Raw genomic sequence first — 14,593 nt, forward strand, 5'->3', positions numbered from 1 at the left:
TTAGCCCTGATCTATGTTGTCTTGGCGCTCATCCCTGCCGAGAACTAGGCGGATGAGGTGACCAACGGAAAAGAGAAATAAAAGCGCGCCGCAAATCGTTAACGGCAGTGAGCGCAGACCTTCCGACCACTGGATCAAGGGTATGAGTGTGTTCCATTTGAACTTGGTCAACTCGATCCCGTACCAGAACATCATTGCACCAAACCCGGCCATCAGAACGTCCGATACTATGACACAGAGCGTGCGCACCGGCGTCGGGACGATGTTGCGAAAAATCACCACAGAAAGGTGCGTGTGATTATGCACCCCGGCGGCTGCACCCAAAAACGCAATAACCATGACCAGAAGTAGCGAGACTTGCTCGACCCACGTGGGCGTGTTGTTCAGCACATAACGTCCAAAGACCAGCCATGCGAATATCGCGGTCATGCAAACAAGAGCGATCCCCGCGATTAAAACACAAGCTCGCGAAAGAAAATCGAAGGCTCTGTCCATTGGTCGCAAAAACGCCGGTGCTTTTTTGTACTCGTTCATGTGCCCCCCTTTTTGGATAAAACGCCCGGCTACCATTCTGGGAGCCGGACGCTCGTTTTTGTCTGATCAGACGAGCTTATTCGGTGGCTTTCGCCATATCGACCAAGGCCTGCATGTCGGGGTTTGCCGCCAGGTAATCGGCATAGACCGTATCCATTGCCGCTTGGAACGGCGCTTTGTCAGCGATTTCGTTTACGGCGATCCCGGCGGCTTCCACGTCCTTGCGCGCCTGCTCGGAGCCGATAGCCCAGAGTTCGCGCTGAACAAGTGCTGCTTCTTGCGCAGCACTGCGGACGGCCGACTGCATTTCAGGGCTCAAAGCGTTAAATTTAGAGGTGTTCACGCAAATGCACTCGGGAATGATAAGGTGCTCGGACAGCGAATAGTGAGTGGTCACTTCGTAGTGGCCAACGTTCTTGAACGAGGGGAAGTTGTTTTCAGCACCGTCCACAACACCGGTCTTCAACGCTTGCTGAACTTCGGCAAATGCCATTGGTGACGGGTTGCCGCCCATGGCCGAAATCATCGATGTATAAAGATCATTGTTCATCACACGGATCTTCAAGCCTTCAACATCTGTCGGTGTGTTGATCGGCTTCTGGCTGTAGAACGAACGCGCGCCCGCATCAAACCAGGCAAGAGGTAGCACGCCCGCTTCGCCCATCGCGGCTGCAACGGTTTGACCCGCTTCACCTTCCATGACACGGAACATGTGCGGCACGCTCTTGAAGATAAACGGCAAGGACACCAGGTTCGCCTCTTTAACCATGGGTCCAATGGGCCCAAGGTTAAAGTTGCCTACCTCGATGGCACCGATGCGCACTTGCTCCAACGCATCGGGTTGCGACCCCAGAACACCGCCATGGAAGACGTCAATAGTGATCTCGCCATCCGTGGCCGTATCGACCAGCTCAGCGAATTTATCCATGGCCGCGGTGTTCGGGTGGCCGTCGTTGTGAATGTTCCAGGCACGCCAGCTCTCGGCGGACGCAGAAGTTGCGATGAGAGCAACCGCGCTGGCAGCTGCAAATAGCGATTTCGTAAAAGTCATGGGTTCTCCTCCCCGTTGAATTTTGGACAGGACCTGGCTTTTCAAAGTTAGGGAGGTCGGTAGAAGCATGGCCTCCTGCTTCCTCCCAGAGCCGGAATCACTGTCCCTATATCGAGTACTAGTATCCAAGTTTTGTCAATACTTGTCACCTAGTATCCCAGATAGCTTGACACAGCGCCTCTTAAGACTTTTCATAGGGGTAAAGATCAGTTCCGATTTGGGCTCTTTGAAAGAAGGTCTATATTGGAACAGTTTCAAGTGTTTAGAGGTGTTATGGCGGGCCTCAACTTGCCGATGCCATTGGGAAGCGAGATAGAATTCGTGGAAGATATAGTCAGACGAACCACAACTGATGCGGTTTATGAAAAACTGCATGACGAAATAATCTCGCTTGAAATTCTTCCCGGTACAAAGCTGTCGGAGTCCGAAGTCGCGCGCCGATTTGGCGTCTCGCGTCAACCCGTCAGGAATGCGTTCACACGACTTGGCAATGACGATCTGTTGTTGATCAGGCCGCAAAAAGCAACCGAAGTCCGCGGATTTTCGATGGAGAGGGTGGAACTCGCCAGATTGGTGCGCCTGGCCGTTGAATTGGAGATCGTTTACCGCGCGGTCGGCGTTTGGGATGCATCATGCCAAGCTCAATTGGCCTACAACATACGCTTGCAGGAACAGGCTATCGAGAGTGGTGATCTGACGACATTCCACGCGCTGGACTATGATTTTCACAAGTTGATTTACGTTCTCAGCGGTAATCCTACGGCCTTCGAAGTCATGCTTGAATGCAAACAAAAGGTGGATCGACTCTGCCTCTTGAGCCTCGAAAAATCCAGCGAAGCCACGTCGATTTTGGCAGACCATCGCGCGATCGCTGAGAGCTTAGCATCGAGAGATCTTGACGCAGCGCAGGCCGCGATCCGGGCGCATCTGTCGCGACTAGATGAAACGATTGAGTTTATTCATGAGACTCATCCGAACTTTTTCGAATGATTGGTTTTTGAGGGTTCACTGACACCACGCCCTTTGGCAGATGCAACGCAGTATCTTGTCGTACTTTGCCTGCCAATTATAGCGACATGGCCTACGACTGCTTTGTCCGCTTTGCCGTCATTCGAGCCACTCGAATCAACTGAATCCGCCGGATACCTGGTACCACTCGGGCCTGACATTGACCGCCAGCTCGAGTCTTCGCGCCGCATGCTGAGCGCTCGGACTTAGGTAAAGGCTCACCGTTATCATTCAGGCCTAGTTCCACCAACCGCTTGCCGATTACACCAGAACAATGCGAGCAGTCCCTTCGGTAGTCTCTGTGTTTGTGAGCTTCCGCAGGGCACGGCCTCCAACGTGACTGAATTGTCAACCAATTTAAAGGATCGATCTGAATGTGCGAACGCATCTAAACTTCCAGCCTTGTGGGTCGCGCCATCAGAAAACACCAACATTTCTTAATTTAGTTGGCAAACCCCATTACGGGCGCGAGGCGACACCAGTTGTTCTGAACGAGACTTCTGCCACCTCTGTGTTGTTGTCTGAGGCAGTCGAGATTTATCTTACACAGTAAGGGCCGATCTCTACATTCACACCAACGGCAACCGGCCATATGTGATTCTTTGAACTGAGGTTCCGGCGCTTGAGCTTTTTTCGGTCTTGGACAGATCTGGTCGCTGTAGAACAGGGCACGGCTTTCGACTATGTAGATAATCTTCCCACAAGGGTTTTCGCACCGGCTTAAGCCTCCAATACCCATCGAAAATGGCCGTTTGGATCAAAGGCTCTTTACACAGCCGTTCCTCCCGCGACAACATGCAAGAAATAAGTGAATTCGAATATCGGGATAAGTTTTCCCGGTGCGCTCGTGATGAATAGCGCCTCGGATAGTTGGCATTGTAAGGGGGAGATTGTGGTCCGTATATTTCGTTGGATAATACCCGCGGTTTTGGTTTTTGCACCAACACTTGCGGGGGCACAAACTGAACAGGAGGGTACTGTTGACCCAGTCTCAGACGACGACCTTCTGACTCAGGCCGAGCTGGAAAATCTTGTCGCCCCAATTGCCTTGTTTCCCGATACGCTTTTGATTCAGATCCTTGTTGCAGCGACCAGCCCGATGGAGGTGATCAAAAGCGATCGATTGCTTACCAGTCTTGACGGTGAAGAGCCTGAGATCATCCAAGCTGCTGTTGAGGCTGAAGAATGGGACGAAAGCGTAGAGGTTCTGGCCGTCGCTTTCCCCGAAGTGATTGAGGATATGGCTGCTCACATCGAATGGACTGAGACGATGGGCGACGCGATGCTTGCCCAAAGCGACGACGTGATGGCTGCCGTCCAGACGATGCGAACCCAGGCGATCAACAATGGGGCTCTGGTTTCCGGAGACGAACAGGTCGTAGAAGTCACGCAGGACGAAGATGTCATTATTCAACCCGCCGATCCCGAAGTTGTCTATGTCCCGCAGTACGACCCTCAGGTCGTTTACGCAGACAACAATAGCAACCTTGTAGGCGATGCTATCGTCACCGGTGCAGTAGCGTTCGGAACCTTTGCCGTGATTGACGCCATTTTCGATGATGATGACGATTGGAATGATTACTGGGGATGCCGGAATTGCGGTGGATGGGGAGGAGGCCCGATTTACCGAAACCCAAATATTGATCTGGACGTTGATCGCAACGTGAATATCGACAGAGACGTCAATATCGGGAGCGGAAACAATATCGGCAATGGGAACATCAATCGCTCCAATACAGGCTGGACGCCGGATGATAGAAAGAAAGATCAGGCGCGGGACAAGATTAGTTCCAGAAAAGACGATGGTGGCAAAACCAAGCTGCCGATAAATAAAAGTGACAGCAACGCGGACGCGTTACGGAGCAAGCTGTCCCAGACATCTGGAGCGCCGGATATTTCGCGACCTGGTTCACAAGCCAAAACCGAAGCAGTTCGAAAAACCATGAAGGATGGAGGCAAGCCCAAGGTAAACAGGCCGACGCCAAGCAAAGCGGTGAAAGATCCGGCCAAAAAACCAGCAGTTAAGAAACCTTCGGCGGCCAAGTCCCCCGTCAACAAGGCCTCTAAACCCAAGGCGGTAAAAAAGCCCAAGGCGACCCAGAAGAAATCCAGCGGGCAAAAGGCACGCAAAGCTTCGCAACGGGGTAAGGCCAGCGGTAAAAAAGCCAAGCGGAGGGGATAAGAGATGACACGGATTCTATTCAAAACAGCTGTAATCGCCGCGCTTTTCTGCGGTCCGGCTAAAGCGGACCCTGCTGCGTATGGCTCTCCGCAAGAGGCGCTTGAGGCGATGGTTGCGGCGCTAAAAAGCCCGGAAGAGGGTGCCGTTTTAGCCGTCTTTGGGTCGGAAGCTGCGGACTATCTTTCAGATGGAGACCCGATCGAGGACAAGATCAACAAATTGGCCCTGCTGTCGCTTTACAGAGAAGGGTATCGGCTTGTACCGCAAGACGATGGCTCTGTCCTGATCGCGCTTGGCGAGGAAGGGTGGCTTTTCCCAGTCCCCATCGCAAAGACGGACACGTCATGGTCGTTTGACAACGACGCAGGTCGCGAAGAAGTACGCCTGCGCGAAATTGGCCGCAATGAGCTGGACGTGATCGAATTGATGGAGGCCTATGTCGAAGTTCAGGCCGATTTCCGGGCGCAGGATCAGGACGGTGACGGGGTCAGGGAATTTGCGAGCCAGATCATCTCAACCTCTGCGGATCAACGAGATGGATTGTTCTGGGCAGATGAAGGCACGCTTTTGGGAGAGCTTTTTGCGCGCGCCTCGGCCTTTGGGTACAGTGACGGTGAAAACGATCACCCGCCCGAGCCCTATTCGGGATACTATTTTCGCATCTTAACAGAACAGACAGATGCGGCACCCGGCGGTGCTATGGACTATTTCGTCAATGGGCACATGGTAGCAGGTCACGCCCTTCTGGCCGTCCCGGCAGAGTTCGGAGAGACGGGGGTACACAGCTTTATGGTTTCGGAAAACGGTATCGTCTACGAAGCCGTTTTGGGTGAGGACACGTTGGAAAAGGCGGCAGCCATGACAAGCTTTGATCCGTCAGAAGACTGGCATCCGGTGAACTAAACTTGCTCGCCGAATTAAGCATTCGAAATATGAGATTATTCGCGAAGCTTTCAGAGAATTCATGACAATGAGTTCGGTCAAGACACTTGCGGGGGCTGCAGTTGGTATCGCGATTGCACAGGGTGTATGGGGTGTGATGTCCCGGTCAGGCGGCGCATCGGGAGGGAGCGTTTCGGGTCGCGGTGCGCCCTACGGCGGCTCAGCTTCCCGAACGCCAGCGTCAGGGGGGGAGTTTTGGGCGGCCTGATCGGGAGTAAACCACGCATCGTTCGAGTAGGAAGAAATCGTCGTTGATTTGTGCGCGCACTGATTGTGGCTGCAAACGCGGATGGCCGCATAGAGGCGAGCGAAAACGAACAGTTTAGTGGCCTTCGCGGACGGCAAATGGGCTGTCGTGGTGTCCTGTGAAAGCGTAGAGGCTGCGCAAGCGTCGATGGACAGTTTATCGGATCTATGCGACTGAAAACGTTGTTTTCCGTGATTGGCCTTGATGTTTGGTATGGCAGACGTCCGCCCTAAGCTTTGCCGCTTTTTCTCATCAACCACATCATCATGCGTTTGTGGCTTGACTCGAGCGCCCAGCGCACCACCCGTTAAGGGATGCTACGAAAGATATTCCTGACCATTTTCGCGTCCGCTTTTCTCTTAGCCGCGCCTGCCGTTTCACAGGCGACGGAGGTTGATCTAGAGCTTGTTCTTCTCGTCGACGTCTCTCGGTCGATGACCGAGCGGGAACTCGAGATTCAGAGACAGGGCTATGCGGCAGCCTTGCAGTCTGACGAGGTCTTCGCGGCTGTTCGGTCGGGCCTGTTGCAAAGGATAGCTTTGACATATGTCGAGTGGGCCGGCACGCAAGAAGTGGTCGTTGATTGGCGACTTGTGGAAACGCGCGCTGATCTTGAAGGCTTCGCGCTGGCTCTTACCACGCGTTTCGATCCCGCTCTGCGCAGAACTTCAATTTCTGAAGCGCTGATCTTTGGTGCGGCGATGATCGAAGAGAACGAATTCGAAGGTCTGCGCAAGGTGATCGATGTTTCAGGCGACGGGCCTAACAATCAGGGGCGCCCGGTACTTCGAGCCCGTGAAACAGTGCTGTCAAAGTCGATCACCATAAACGGATTGCCGCTCATGACCCAAGAAGGTTTGGGCAGCCAATGGCATCTCGACGACCTCGATGTGTACTACGAGAATTGCGTGACGGGCGGGCCAGGTTCTTTTGTCATTCCGGTTCTTGACTGGCAGGACTTCGCAGAGGCCGTCCGCCGAAAACTGGTGCTGGAGATCGCGTCGACGACCGTGCTCGAATACTTCAGATTTGCGCAATTCAATTCGACCGATACTTATGATTGCCTGATAGGTGAGAAAATTTGGGAACGGAACCGGCAAATCTGGAGCGAGCCCTAAAGGTGGAAACTTTGACACCGAATTGCATGCGCGTTCTTTGAAATCTGCGGCTCGGAGCGAGCGAGACAGCAAAGGCGATCCCATCACAAAGTTTGTTTTTAGGCGGCTAAACTACCGCACATGCGCTGCGCTAGCAGTACTGTCCGCGCTCTTGAGCGATGCGTGTCGCAAGTTTTGGGCCGATCCAGCGCCCCTACCGTTTTTTCTCCCGTGACGGCTTGTCCGGGTTCATCCGACACGACGTCAAAACCTTGAACCGCGCGATAGCCGGTTTGTACGGTATCGGATTTGCGGGGGTTCGCTGACGCATAGTGACTGTGCGTTCTCGCTAGTGGCGAGCAGTTGCCCGACCTCCCATCTTTGGCCTGAAAGGAGACAACCGATGCTCGATACATATACCATTCGCCAAGATGACATGCCTCAAGAAATGCGGTTTCTCTTGGACCAATACCCCCGCGACAGCTGGGAAGCCCATCCGGGTTTCAAAGAAAAAACCGAGCATTGGCTCGGTGCGCATGAGATGTTCCGCCGCGTCGCAGAACGTATTCGATTGGATACAGAGAAGCTGTTGAACAGCGACATGGGGTTTGACGACTATGCAGGACGGCTTTCCTACTATGGCGGCAATCTGGTTGGGAACCTGCATGGTCATCACGGTTGGGAAGACCACAGCTATTTCCCTGAATTGTCGGCTGCGGACCCTCGTTTTGATGCGGGGCTTGAGTTGCTGGAGCAGGATCACTCCGATCTGGATAAGGTGCTGAGTGACTTTACCCGGATCGCGAACCGTGTGATCAAGCTGTCCGCACTTGATGAGACGCAAGCTTACGACGAAGCAGGACAGCTCCATGCGACGAGCGATACGATTGAAGCGTTCCTGAAACGGCATCTCAGCGATGAAGAGGAATTGGCCGTGCCAATCATCTTGCATCACCGGCTCAGAGGATGATGCTGAAGTCATGACGGATGCATCTACCGAAGAAGACCAAACTGATATCAACAAGCGCCGCGCACGGGGTGAATTCGTGCGCGGTATTAGCGGCTTTCGCCACGCCATTGGCGATCCAGTGTTTCCGGCAGAACCTGATCGCTATCACCTGTTCGTAGCCCTGAATTGCCCGTGGTGTCACAGAGTGACGCTGGCGCGAAATGTGTTAGGCCTTCAAAACAGCATCACCATGGACGTTGCATTTCCAAACCGAACCGGTGACGACGATCTAGAGGCGCCAAACCTATGGGAGTTTGCACCTGATCGGATTGCATCGCTCACAGGTGAGACTTTGCCAGAATGCACGAGCGAGACCGGCACCGGCAAAGGATTTCGCCTTGCCAAAGAGATCTATCGTGCCGAAGGCTCTGAAGAGCAATCCCTTCCAATCCTGTATGACAAGATACAAGGGCGCATTGTTAACAACGAAAGCGCTGAAATTGTCCGAATGCTGGACGCTGCGGCGGATTCACTTGGCAGCACAATCCCGGCGGCTGAACGCGTTAGGCTTTACCCAGACGAAGTGCCGCGTCATCAAATTCACGACCTGAACGAACGGATATATACAGCGATTAACAATGGTGCCTACAAGGCCGGGTTTTCGTCTGATCAAACGATCTATAAAACAGCTTTTGAAGCCTATTTCGAGGCACTCGAATATTTGGAGGAGCATCTCTCAGATGGCAGGCCGTATTTGACAGGCAACCACTTTTCAGAAGCAGATCTTCGCCTGTTCCCAACTCTCTATCGTCACGATCCCGTCTACTATGTGCGAATGAAACTTAATGGTGCCCGAATCCTGGATTACCCATACTTGTGGCGGTGGCTATGCCGTGTATACGCGTTGCCCGGAATTACCGAAGCAGGGTCTCTTGTACACTGCCGCCAGGGTTATTTCGGTCGCAGTTGGAACTGCGTGGTGCCCAATGGTCCACTCAAGCCAATGTCGTACCCTGAGGCCTATCTGCATCCTGAACTCGCAACACTGTAGACCTCGTCAAGGTGTTATTGGGAGGCCTAGTTTCGAAATCAAACGTTTCTATTTCGGAGTACGAGAGCATTTTTTCTTTGCGTTTCGAAACCTGCATATCTTTGTTGCGAATGGTCGGTTTGGGCAGCCCGTGAAGCGCAATAGAGAACAACCACGGTCCCGTTTGCGAACTGACTAAACGCACGATCCGGCGTGGCGATCTGAACGGTGTCAATCTCGGCCCAGAAGCAAGTGGCTTGAAATTCTCTGTTGTCGGCATCCAAGTCAATTTCGGCCAAACCTGCGGCCATGAGTTATGCCCAGCGAAGGAAACGCGCTTGGTTCTCGTGATGGTCGCCTAAAAAAAGGCGCTTCAACTTAAAGGCACCTAAACTGTTCGAACGCTGCCCGGAGAATGGCCCGTCCAGCTTTTGTAGGCGTTTGTAAATGCGGCCTGATCGGAGTAACCGAGCGCGAATGCAATTTCAGACAGGCTCAGTTTGGGGTCATCAAGATACTGTTCGGCCAGCCTTGCGCGAATGTCCTTTAGAAGCTGCTTATAGCTTGTGCGTTCTTTGGCAAGTTTGCGTCCAAGTGTACTGACGCTCATGCCCAGCGTATTCGCGATTTCATCTTGCGTGGGCGCACTAAAAGACAGACGCGAGGTGATTTCACCCTGCACCAGCGCACTCGTTTCTGGGCCGAACCTATGCTCGGGCTCGGGCGGGCTCATCAATTGATGCTGCGATTGCTTCAGGATCCGCAATTGAGCCCAAAGCAGCCATCAGTATCGCTTTCCCCCATGCCCGTTGCATTACCCTAAGTTCCCTGAACCATTCGAAAAACCTCAACCGGTTCGCGGATACCCTTTAGCTTGACCTCTCCTGCTGAGACTGACTTGAATTCGTTTTCCACAGCGATCGCCGCGCGGGTGCTGAGTAATATCTCGCCGTCCTCGGCCATATCGCAGAGTCGTGCCGCCACATTGATCGCGGTGCCCGAGGCGGTGTGGTCTGATCGATCTTCGTAACCGACCATGCCTACGGTTGCATATCCGAGCGATACGCCCACGCCAAACCCAAGCCTGTGACCAAGTCGTTTCCATCGCTGAGACAACTCAACCATTTTCGCCCGCATCGCAACCGCGAGCCGAACCGCATCCCCGGCAGGGTCGTCACAGGGCAACGGGTCGTTGAACAGCACCATGATCCCGTCGCCCATGCGGTGGTCGACGCCTGCACCATGCGCGTTGATCAACTTCCCCATTTCCTCGTGATAGGTCTGCAGCACCTCGATGGTTTCTTCAGGTTCCGCAGTTTCGCAAAACGCCGTGAACCCACGAATGTCACAGAAAATAACGCCCAAAAGCGCGCGATGGCTCTTCAGCATGGTCTCAGAGCCTGAAGAGATCACCGTGTCGGCGACAGCGGTGGGAAGGAAGCGTTTAAGTCGGCCCATTCGCTCAATTTCGCCCACCTGTTTCTCAACGCGGTCTCCAAGTTCTGCATTCAGCTTTTCCAAGGCTCTAAATTGTCGCGCGTTTTCGATGGCGATGACGGCTTCGGTGGCGAAGTTCTCGACCAAAAGCAGGTCGTCAGGTGCGAATTTGCCGACCTCTCGTCGCAACAGAACCAGATTGCCAAGAGATTTACCCTGCGAAATAAGCGGGACGAACACACGCGACAGGATACCATCGGCGTCCACCAATTTTATCGCATCCACATGCCTGGATTTGTAGAACTCCGTCTCACGTATGTCAGGTTCTTCGACGATCCGGCGTGTTTTGACGCTTTTGTAAGGTGCGAATTCTCGGCCGACTTGAAAGACGTTGCCGACTTTCATCATATTAGTTGCTTCCCCCGTGGCAGCAGCTATTTTCCACTCGGTATGGTCCTCATTGATCAAAACCACAAAGGTCATCGGAGCACTACACAACCGTGCGGCGTTTTCTACGATTGTCTGAAAAACTGGCGTCTCATCGTCGCGGCTTTGGCTGATCACAGTCAGGATTTCGCGCGTCGCGGCCTCGCGGTCATGCGCGCGCGCAAGTTCGGCTCGAAGGTTTTGTCTATAGACGCTATCCTGTGAGTCCGGCACAACTTGCCCTCAGTTCCTGATCACATTTCAACATGGATATCACACCGGGCTTGCGAGACCAGAAAATTGCAGAGCGGGCGTCAAGCGAGGCAGCTCTACCTCGCAGTCGGTGAATCCGCTTTTCCAACGAATGCGCGCCAACAGTGAATGGTGGGTAAGTGATTTGCGACCCAACTCCTTCAACATGTATTATGATTACTCTGGACCGACCGGCGCGTCGCGCAGAGTTTTGTAGGAGCGATTTGGATTGGGAACTGGCAACACTGATCGTTGGTGGCTTCTGGGTGCGATGGGCGCAATTCTCGGGGTGATTTTGTTGGACGAAACTGCGGTTGGCGTCGCGCTTCCAACAATACGCCAAGAACTGGGACTTTCAGAGATATCTGCTCATTGGGTGGTCAATATCTATCTTCTGACATTGGCCTGTTTGGCAGCGGCTACGGGTCGAATTGGGGACATAGTCGGAATTAGGGCGCTGTTGACCGCAGGGCTTTTTGTTTTTGGAGTGGCTTCAGTTGTTTCAGGATTTGCTCCAAACGGGCTAACACTGCTTATAGCGCGTGGCATTCAGGGCGTTGGCGCCGCCGCAATCTTTCCGTTGTCTCTGACATTGATAGCCTTGTCATTTGATGGGGCCGAGCGCGGCAAAGCTTTGGGTATCTATGGAGCGATCGGAACATGTTTCCTGGCAGCCGGCCCCTTGGTCGGCGGTGCGCTTACTTCCGGTCTCTCCTGGCGGTGGATCTTCTGGATCAATCCAGTGGTCGTTATATGCGTCGCCTTTGTGGTTTGGCGGTTATGGCGCGATCCTCCAAGACACATCAAAGAGCGTTTCGATTTGACAGGTATGGTTCTGTTGGTATTCGGGCTTTCGCTTTTGGTCTTCGGAATAATGCAGGGGCCTGACGTTGGATGGCAACAAGGCAATGTGCGCGCTGCCCTGATCACTGGCGTTCTCGCGCTTGCGGTATTCGTATTTGTTGAGAACCGGCGCAGAGATCCATTGGTCGCGGTGGCTCTTTTCCAAAATCCGACCTTCACAGCCTCGAACCTAATTGTCGGTGTCGCCCAATATGGAAAGATTGCCACCTTTGTTTTTGGGTCGATGTACCTGCAAACGGTTGAAGACTGGGGGCCATTCTGGGCCGGATTGGCTTTGCTGCCAGCTGTCATACCGACAACCTTTTTTGCGCCAATTGCCGGCAAGTTATCTGACGAGCGCGGTACCCGCTGGCCTGCACTTGTTGGATTGGTGTCCATCACTGTCGGTCTCGGTCTGGTCGCAGTTGGAATGATGCTTAAGACAACGGCCGTTGTTTTCGTTGGGTTTGTTTTGTTTGGTGCCGCCGTTTCGCTGATGTTTGTACCGTCTCAGCGTGCTGTCACAATGTCGGTCCCTCCGAATATGCAGGGACAGGCGGGCGGGATTGTACTTTCAAGCCAATTGATTGGGGGGACCGTCGGCATGGCGTTGTCTAGCACAGCGCTGGCGGTGACGTCGTCACATGCGGCGGTATTTTGGCTGGCTGCATTCGCGTCACTGATGGTTCTCATCTACTCATACTTCGCGATTGATGCGCGGGACTCCTGGAAACAGACTGCTTAACCCTGAGCTGCTACCGAACAACTCTTTGACCTCAAAAGCCGATTAAGCTGACCTATACAAACGGGTCCATTTTGAATTTCGTGACAAGCAAGCTGTCGGCCGATTGCATGGCCCCATTTGTCCAACCCTGAGAGACAGACCACGCTTCATTGCAAATGTGCATGCCCGGAACGGGCTCTTGCATGTAGCCGATGATCTCTTTCGGATCCGCCCCAATTCCCCACAGGTGATAGGCAGCACCCCAGGGTTCGCGCCCCCAGTTCTGGTAGGTGGCGGCAACAGGATTGGGCAAGTCATCACTCAAATTATGGGATTTGCGGACCTGGCTCCAAACCTCTTTCACAAGCCGGTCGGACGCTGGCAGAAGTTGGCGCATTGATGGCGCAATGGGGTCTCCGTCAGGTCCGGTTGCCCGATCAATCCAATCGGGTGCACCGAAAGTCGACCCTTGGGACAAGGCCTCCCAATACTCGATCATCTCACCATCGTGATAGCTCGCCATCAACAAAGCATGGCCTGACAGGTCGTCTACACCCCAGCGATAAATCTGTCTTGCCGGCAAATCCGTGATGACGCGCCCGACAGAAAGGTTTCGGGGCGTCCACCAATCCTGATCAAACGCAAGATGCACCTTGGCCAATGGCACTTTGTGAACACTCTTCACGGCGCGTGCAAAACGGGTGTCACCAGAAAACACTTCGGTATTGATCAAGGATGGAAAGGCATTTGGCGGAATTGCCAGGATCACCCGAGCGGCCGACAGGTTCGTTTGCCCGGCTTCCGTCTGAAAGGTCAGATCAAAACCCGCATCAGGCAGCCGCCTGAGGTTAACCAGTTTATGTCCAAGTTGAACCTTCCCCCCGTTCGACACGTAGGCTCTGGCAAGAGCTTTGGGGATTTGTTCGAGACCATGATCCAGTTTGAAGTACTTGGTTTTGTACGCGAAGTCGCGTTCAAACCAACTGATTGCTGTTTTGCTGTCCCAATTGGACAAAGGAGAGTTGTAACCCAGCACGTCGCGCACGAAATCATAGGTCTCGCGACTACGCTGTTGAAGCAAGAGTTCCCACAACCCCGTGTCCTTCAGAGACAGAGTGCCTTCGCTCGCTCTCTTGTTTAAGTCGTCAATCACGTACGTCAGAAGGTCATCTCCACGCGCGATGACTGCGCGTTCCCGATCAGACAACCCGTAAGGAACGGACGTGACTTCAGAAAGCTTTGAGAAGTGCTGCCCGCGCAGGTAATAGCCCGTGATCGAGTAGGCAAAGTCCTGTAGTTTCTCGCGCCCGATCATTTCATCAACGATTTTGAGCGCGTGTTTGTCTGTGCGGCGCAAACGCATACCACCGATTTCCGCGGTTTGAGAGGTCAAGTTGGGGAAATGCAGCGAAAGGAGGCGTCCTCCTATCCGATCGGTCGCTTCAAAAACGCCTACTCTTGTGTTGGGTGCTTCGCTCAATCGCATTGCACAAAACAGCCCAGCCACCCCGCCGCCCACAATTGCGATGTCCAGGTCCGTTGTCCCGGTCTGCGCCCGAACTGCCGGTGCCGCGAAGGCAAACGCAGTAGCGGCGCCAGCTTGATTTAGAAAGGTTCGGCGTGTCGGCATCGTGGTTTCTCGGGCTGCAAAGAACAAAGTGCCGTATGTTCGGGCATATGGAAAAGTCAGATTGGCTTATTCTTGGGGGCCAGTTTGGTCGTTTTATCGGGCTTTGCAAAGCTTAGTTGCGGTAGTCAGCTTGGACTGACCCTCTGACGCTCAAACCAAAAGGTGTCTCATATCAAACTGAGCGTTCCGGAAGCCCGCTTTAAAAAGTTAAAACGCAGCATTGTCTTGTGCTTTGGCCGGT

At 53.5% G+C, this 14,593-nt stretch carries 12 protein-coding genes; 7 read left to right on the forward strand and 5 right to left on the reverse strand.

Annotation, left to right across the window (positions count from 1 at the left end):
* Positions 1 to 534 carry a TRAP transporter small permease gene (locus GOW40_RS16320; RefSeq protein ID WP_171131326.1) on the reverse strand — a complete coding sequence of 178 codons (534 nt, stop codon included), beginning with the start codon at positions 532 to 534 and terminating at the stop codon, positions 1 to 3.
* A gap of 76 nt (positions 535 to 610) precedes the next feature.
* Entirely contained in the window at positions 611 to 1,585 is a 975-nt protein-coding gene (locus tag GOW40_RS16325) for a TRAP transporter substrate-binding protein (protein WP_171100081.1), read from the reverse strand.
* Between the two features lie 243 nt (positions 1,586 to 1,828).
* On the opposite strand from GOW40_RS16325, the gene GOW40_RS16330 reads away from it, so the two are divergent.
* The 6 genes from GOW40_RS16330 to GOW40_RS16355 all read left to right on the forward strand — a co-directional run bounded on the left by GOW40_RS16330 (position 1,829) and on the right by GOW40_RS16355 (position 9,061).
* Positions 1,829 to 2,575: a GntR family transcriptional regulator gene (locus GOW40_RS16330; protein ID WP_254444470.1), complete on the forward strand. Its 747-nt coding sequence runs from the start codon at positions 1,829 to 1,831 to the stop codon at positions 2,573 to 2,575.
* 910 nt (positions 2,576 to 3,485) lie between these two features.
* The gene (locus tag GOW40_RS16335) at positions 3,486 to 4,775 is read left to right on the forward strand and encodes a DUF3300 domain-containing protein (protein ID WP_171100078.1); all 1,290 of its coding nucleotides are present in this window, start codon (positions 3,486 to 3,488) and stop codon (positions 4,773 to 4,775) included.
* Positions 4,776 to 4,778: 3 nt separating this feature from the next.
* Positions 4,779 to 5,678 (forward strand): DUF2950 family protein, encoded by a 900-nt coding sequence (locus tag GOW40_RS16340; RefSeq protein ID WP_171131324.1) that lies wholly within the window; start codon positions 4,779 to 4,781, stop codon positions 5,676 to 5,678.
* 600 nt (positions 5,679 to 6,278) lie between these two features.
* Complete coding sequence (locus GOW40_RS16345; protein ID WP_171131322.1) at positions 6,279 to 7,082, forward strand: DUF1194 domain-containing protein; 804 nt, start codon at positions 6,279 to 6,281, stop codon at positions 7,080 to 7,082.
* A 382-nt stretch (positions 7,083 to 7,464) separates the two neighbouring features.
* Positions 7,465 to 8,031, forward strand: coding sequence for a hemerythrin domain-containing protein (locus GOW40_RS16350; protein WP_171131320.1), 567 nt, complete (start codon positions 7,465 to 7,467; stop codon positions 8,029 to 8,031).
* Between the two features lie 10 nt (positions 8,032 to 8,041).
* Entirely contained in the window at positions 8,042 to 9,061 is a 1,020-nt protein-coding gene (locus tag GOW40_RS16355; RefSeq protein ID WP_171131318.1) for a glutathione S-transferase C-terminal domain-containing protein, read from the forward strand.
* 367 nt (positions 9,062 to 9,428) lie between these two features.
* Here the strand turns inward: GOW40_RS16355 and GOW40_RS16360 are convergent, their stop codons facing one another.
* Complete coding sequence (locus tag GOW40_RS16360; protein ID WP_254444472.1) at positions 9,429 to 9,773, reverse strand: AraC family transcriptional regulator; 345 nt, start codon at positions 9,771 to 9,773, stop codon at positions 9,429 to 9,431.
* Between the two features lie 86 nt (positions 9,774 to 9,859).
* Complete coding sequence (locus GOW40_RS16365) at positions 9,860 to 11,137, reverse strand: adenylate/guanylate cyclase domain-containing protein (RefSeq protein ID WP_171231088.1); 1,278 nt, start codon at positions 11,135 to 11,137, stop codon at positions 9,860 to 9,862.
* A gap of 289 nt (positions 11,138 to 11,426) precedes the next feature.
* Between GOW40_RS16365 and GOW40_RS16370 the strand changes: the two genes are divergently transcribed.
* Positions 11,427 to 12,743, forward strand: coding sequence for an MFS transporter (locus GOW40_RS16370; protein WP_371731857.1), 1,317 nt, complete (start codon positions 11,427 to 11,429; stop codon positions 12,741 to 12,743).
* 52 nt (positions 12,744 to 12,795) lie between these two features.
* Here the strand turns inward: GOW40_RS16370 and GOW40_RS16375 are convergent, their stop codons facing one another.
* Complete coding sequence (locus GOW40_RS16375) at positions 12,796 to 14,352, reverse strand: NAD(P)/FAD-dependent oxidoreductase (protein ID WP_171131312.1); 1,557 nt, start codon at positions 14,350 to 14,352, stop codon at positions 12,796 to 12,798.
* Between the last annotated feature and the right edge of the window lie 241 nt (positions 14,353 to 14,593).

The sequence above is a fragment of the Ruegeria sp. HKCCA6707 genome, assembly GCF_013033515.1.
GTDB lineage: Bacteria > Pseudomonadota > Alphaproteobacteria > Rhodobacterales > Rhodobacteraceae > Ruegeria.

Coding starts and splice junctions, on each gene's coding strand:
- GOW40_RS16320 (WP_171131326.1), bottom strand. CDS start 534: ATGAACGAGTACAAAAAAGCACCGGCGTTTTTGCGACCAATGGACAGA.
- GOW40_RS16370 (WP_371731857.1), top strand. CDS start 11,427: ATGGGCGCAATTCTCGGGGTGATTTTGTTGGACGAAACTGCGGTTGGC.
- GOW40_RS16340 (WP_171131324.1), top strand. CDS start 4,779: ATGACACGGATTCTATTCAAAACAGCTGTAATCGCCGCGCTTTTCTGC.
- GOW40_RS16345 (WP_171131322.1), top strand. CDS start 6,279: ATGCTACGAAAGATATTCCTGACCATTTTCGCGTCCGCTTTTCTCTTA.
- GOW40_RS16360 (WP_254444472.1), bottom strand. CDS start 9,773: ATGAGCCCGCCCGAGCCCGAGCATAGGTTCGGCCCAGAAACGAGTGCG.
- GOW40_RS16350 (WP_171131320.1), top strand. CDS start 7,465: ATGCTCGATACATATACCATTCGCCAAGATGACATGCCTCAAGAAATG.
- GOW40_RS16325 (WP_171100081.1), bottom strand. CDS start 1,585: ATGACTTTTACGAAATCGCTATTTGCAGCTGCCAGCGCGGTTGCTCTC.
- GOW40_RS16375 (WP_171131312.1), bottom strand. CDS start 14,352: ATGCCGACACGCCGAACCTTTCTAAATCAAGCTGGCGCCGCTACTGCG.
- GOW40_RS16355 (WP_171131318.1), top strand. CDS start 8,042: ATGACGGATGCATCTACCGAAGAAGACCAAACTGATATCAACAAGCGC.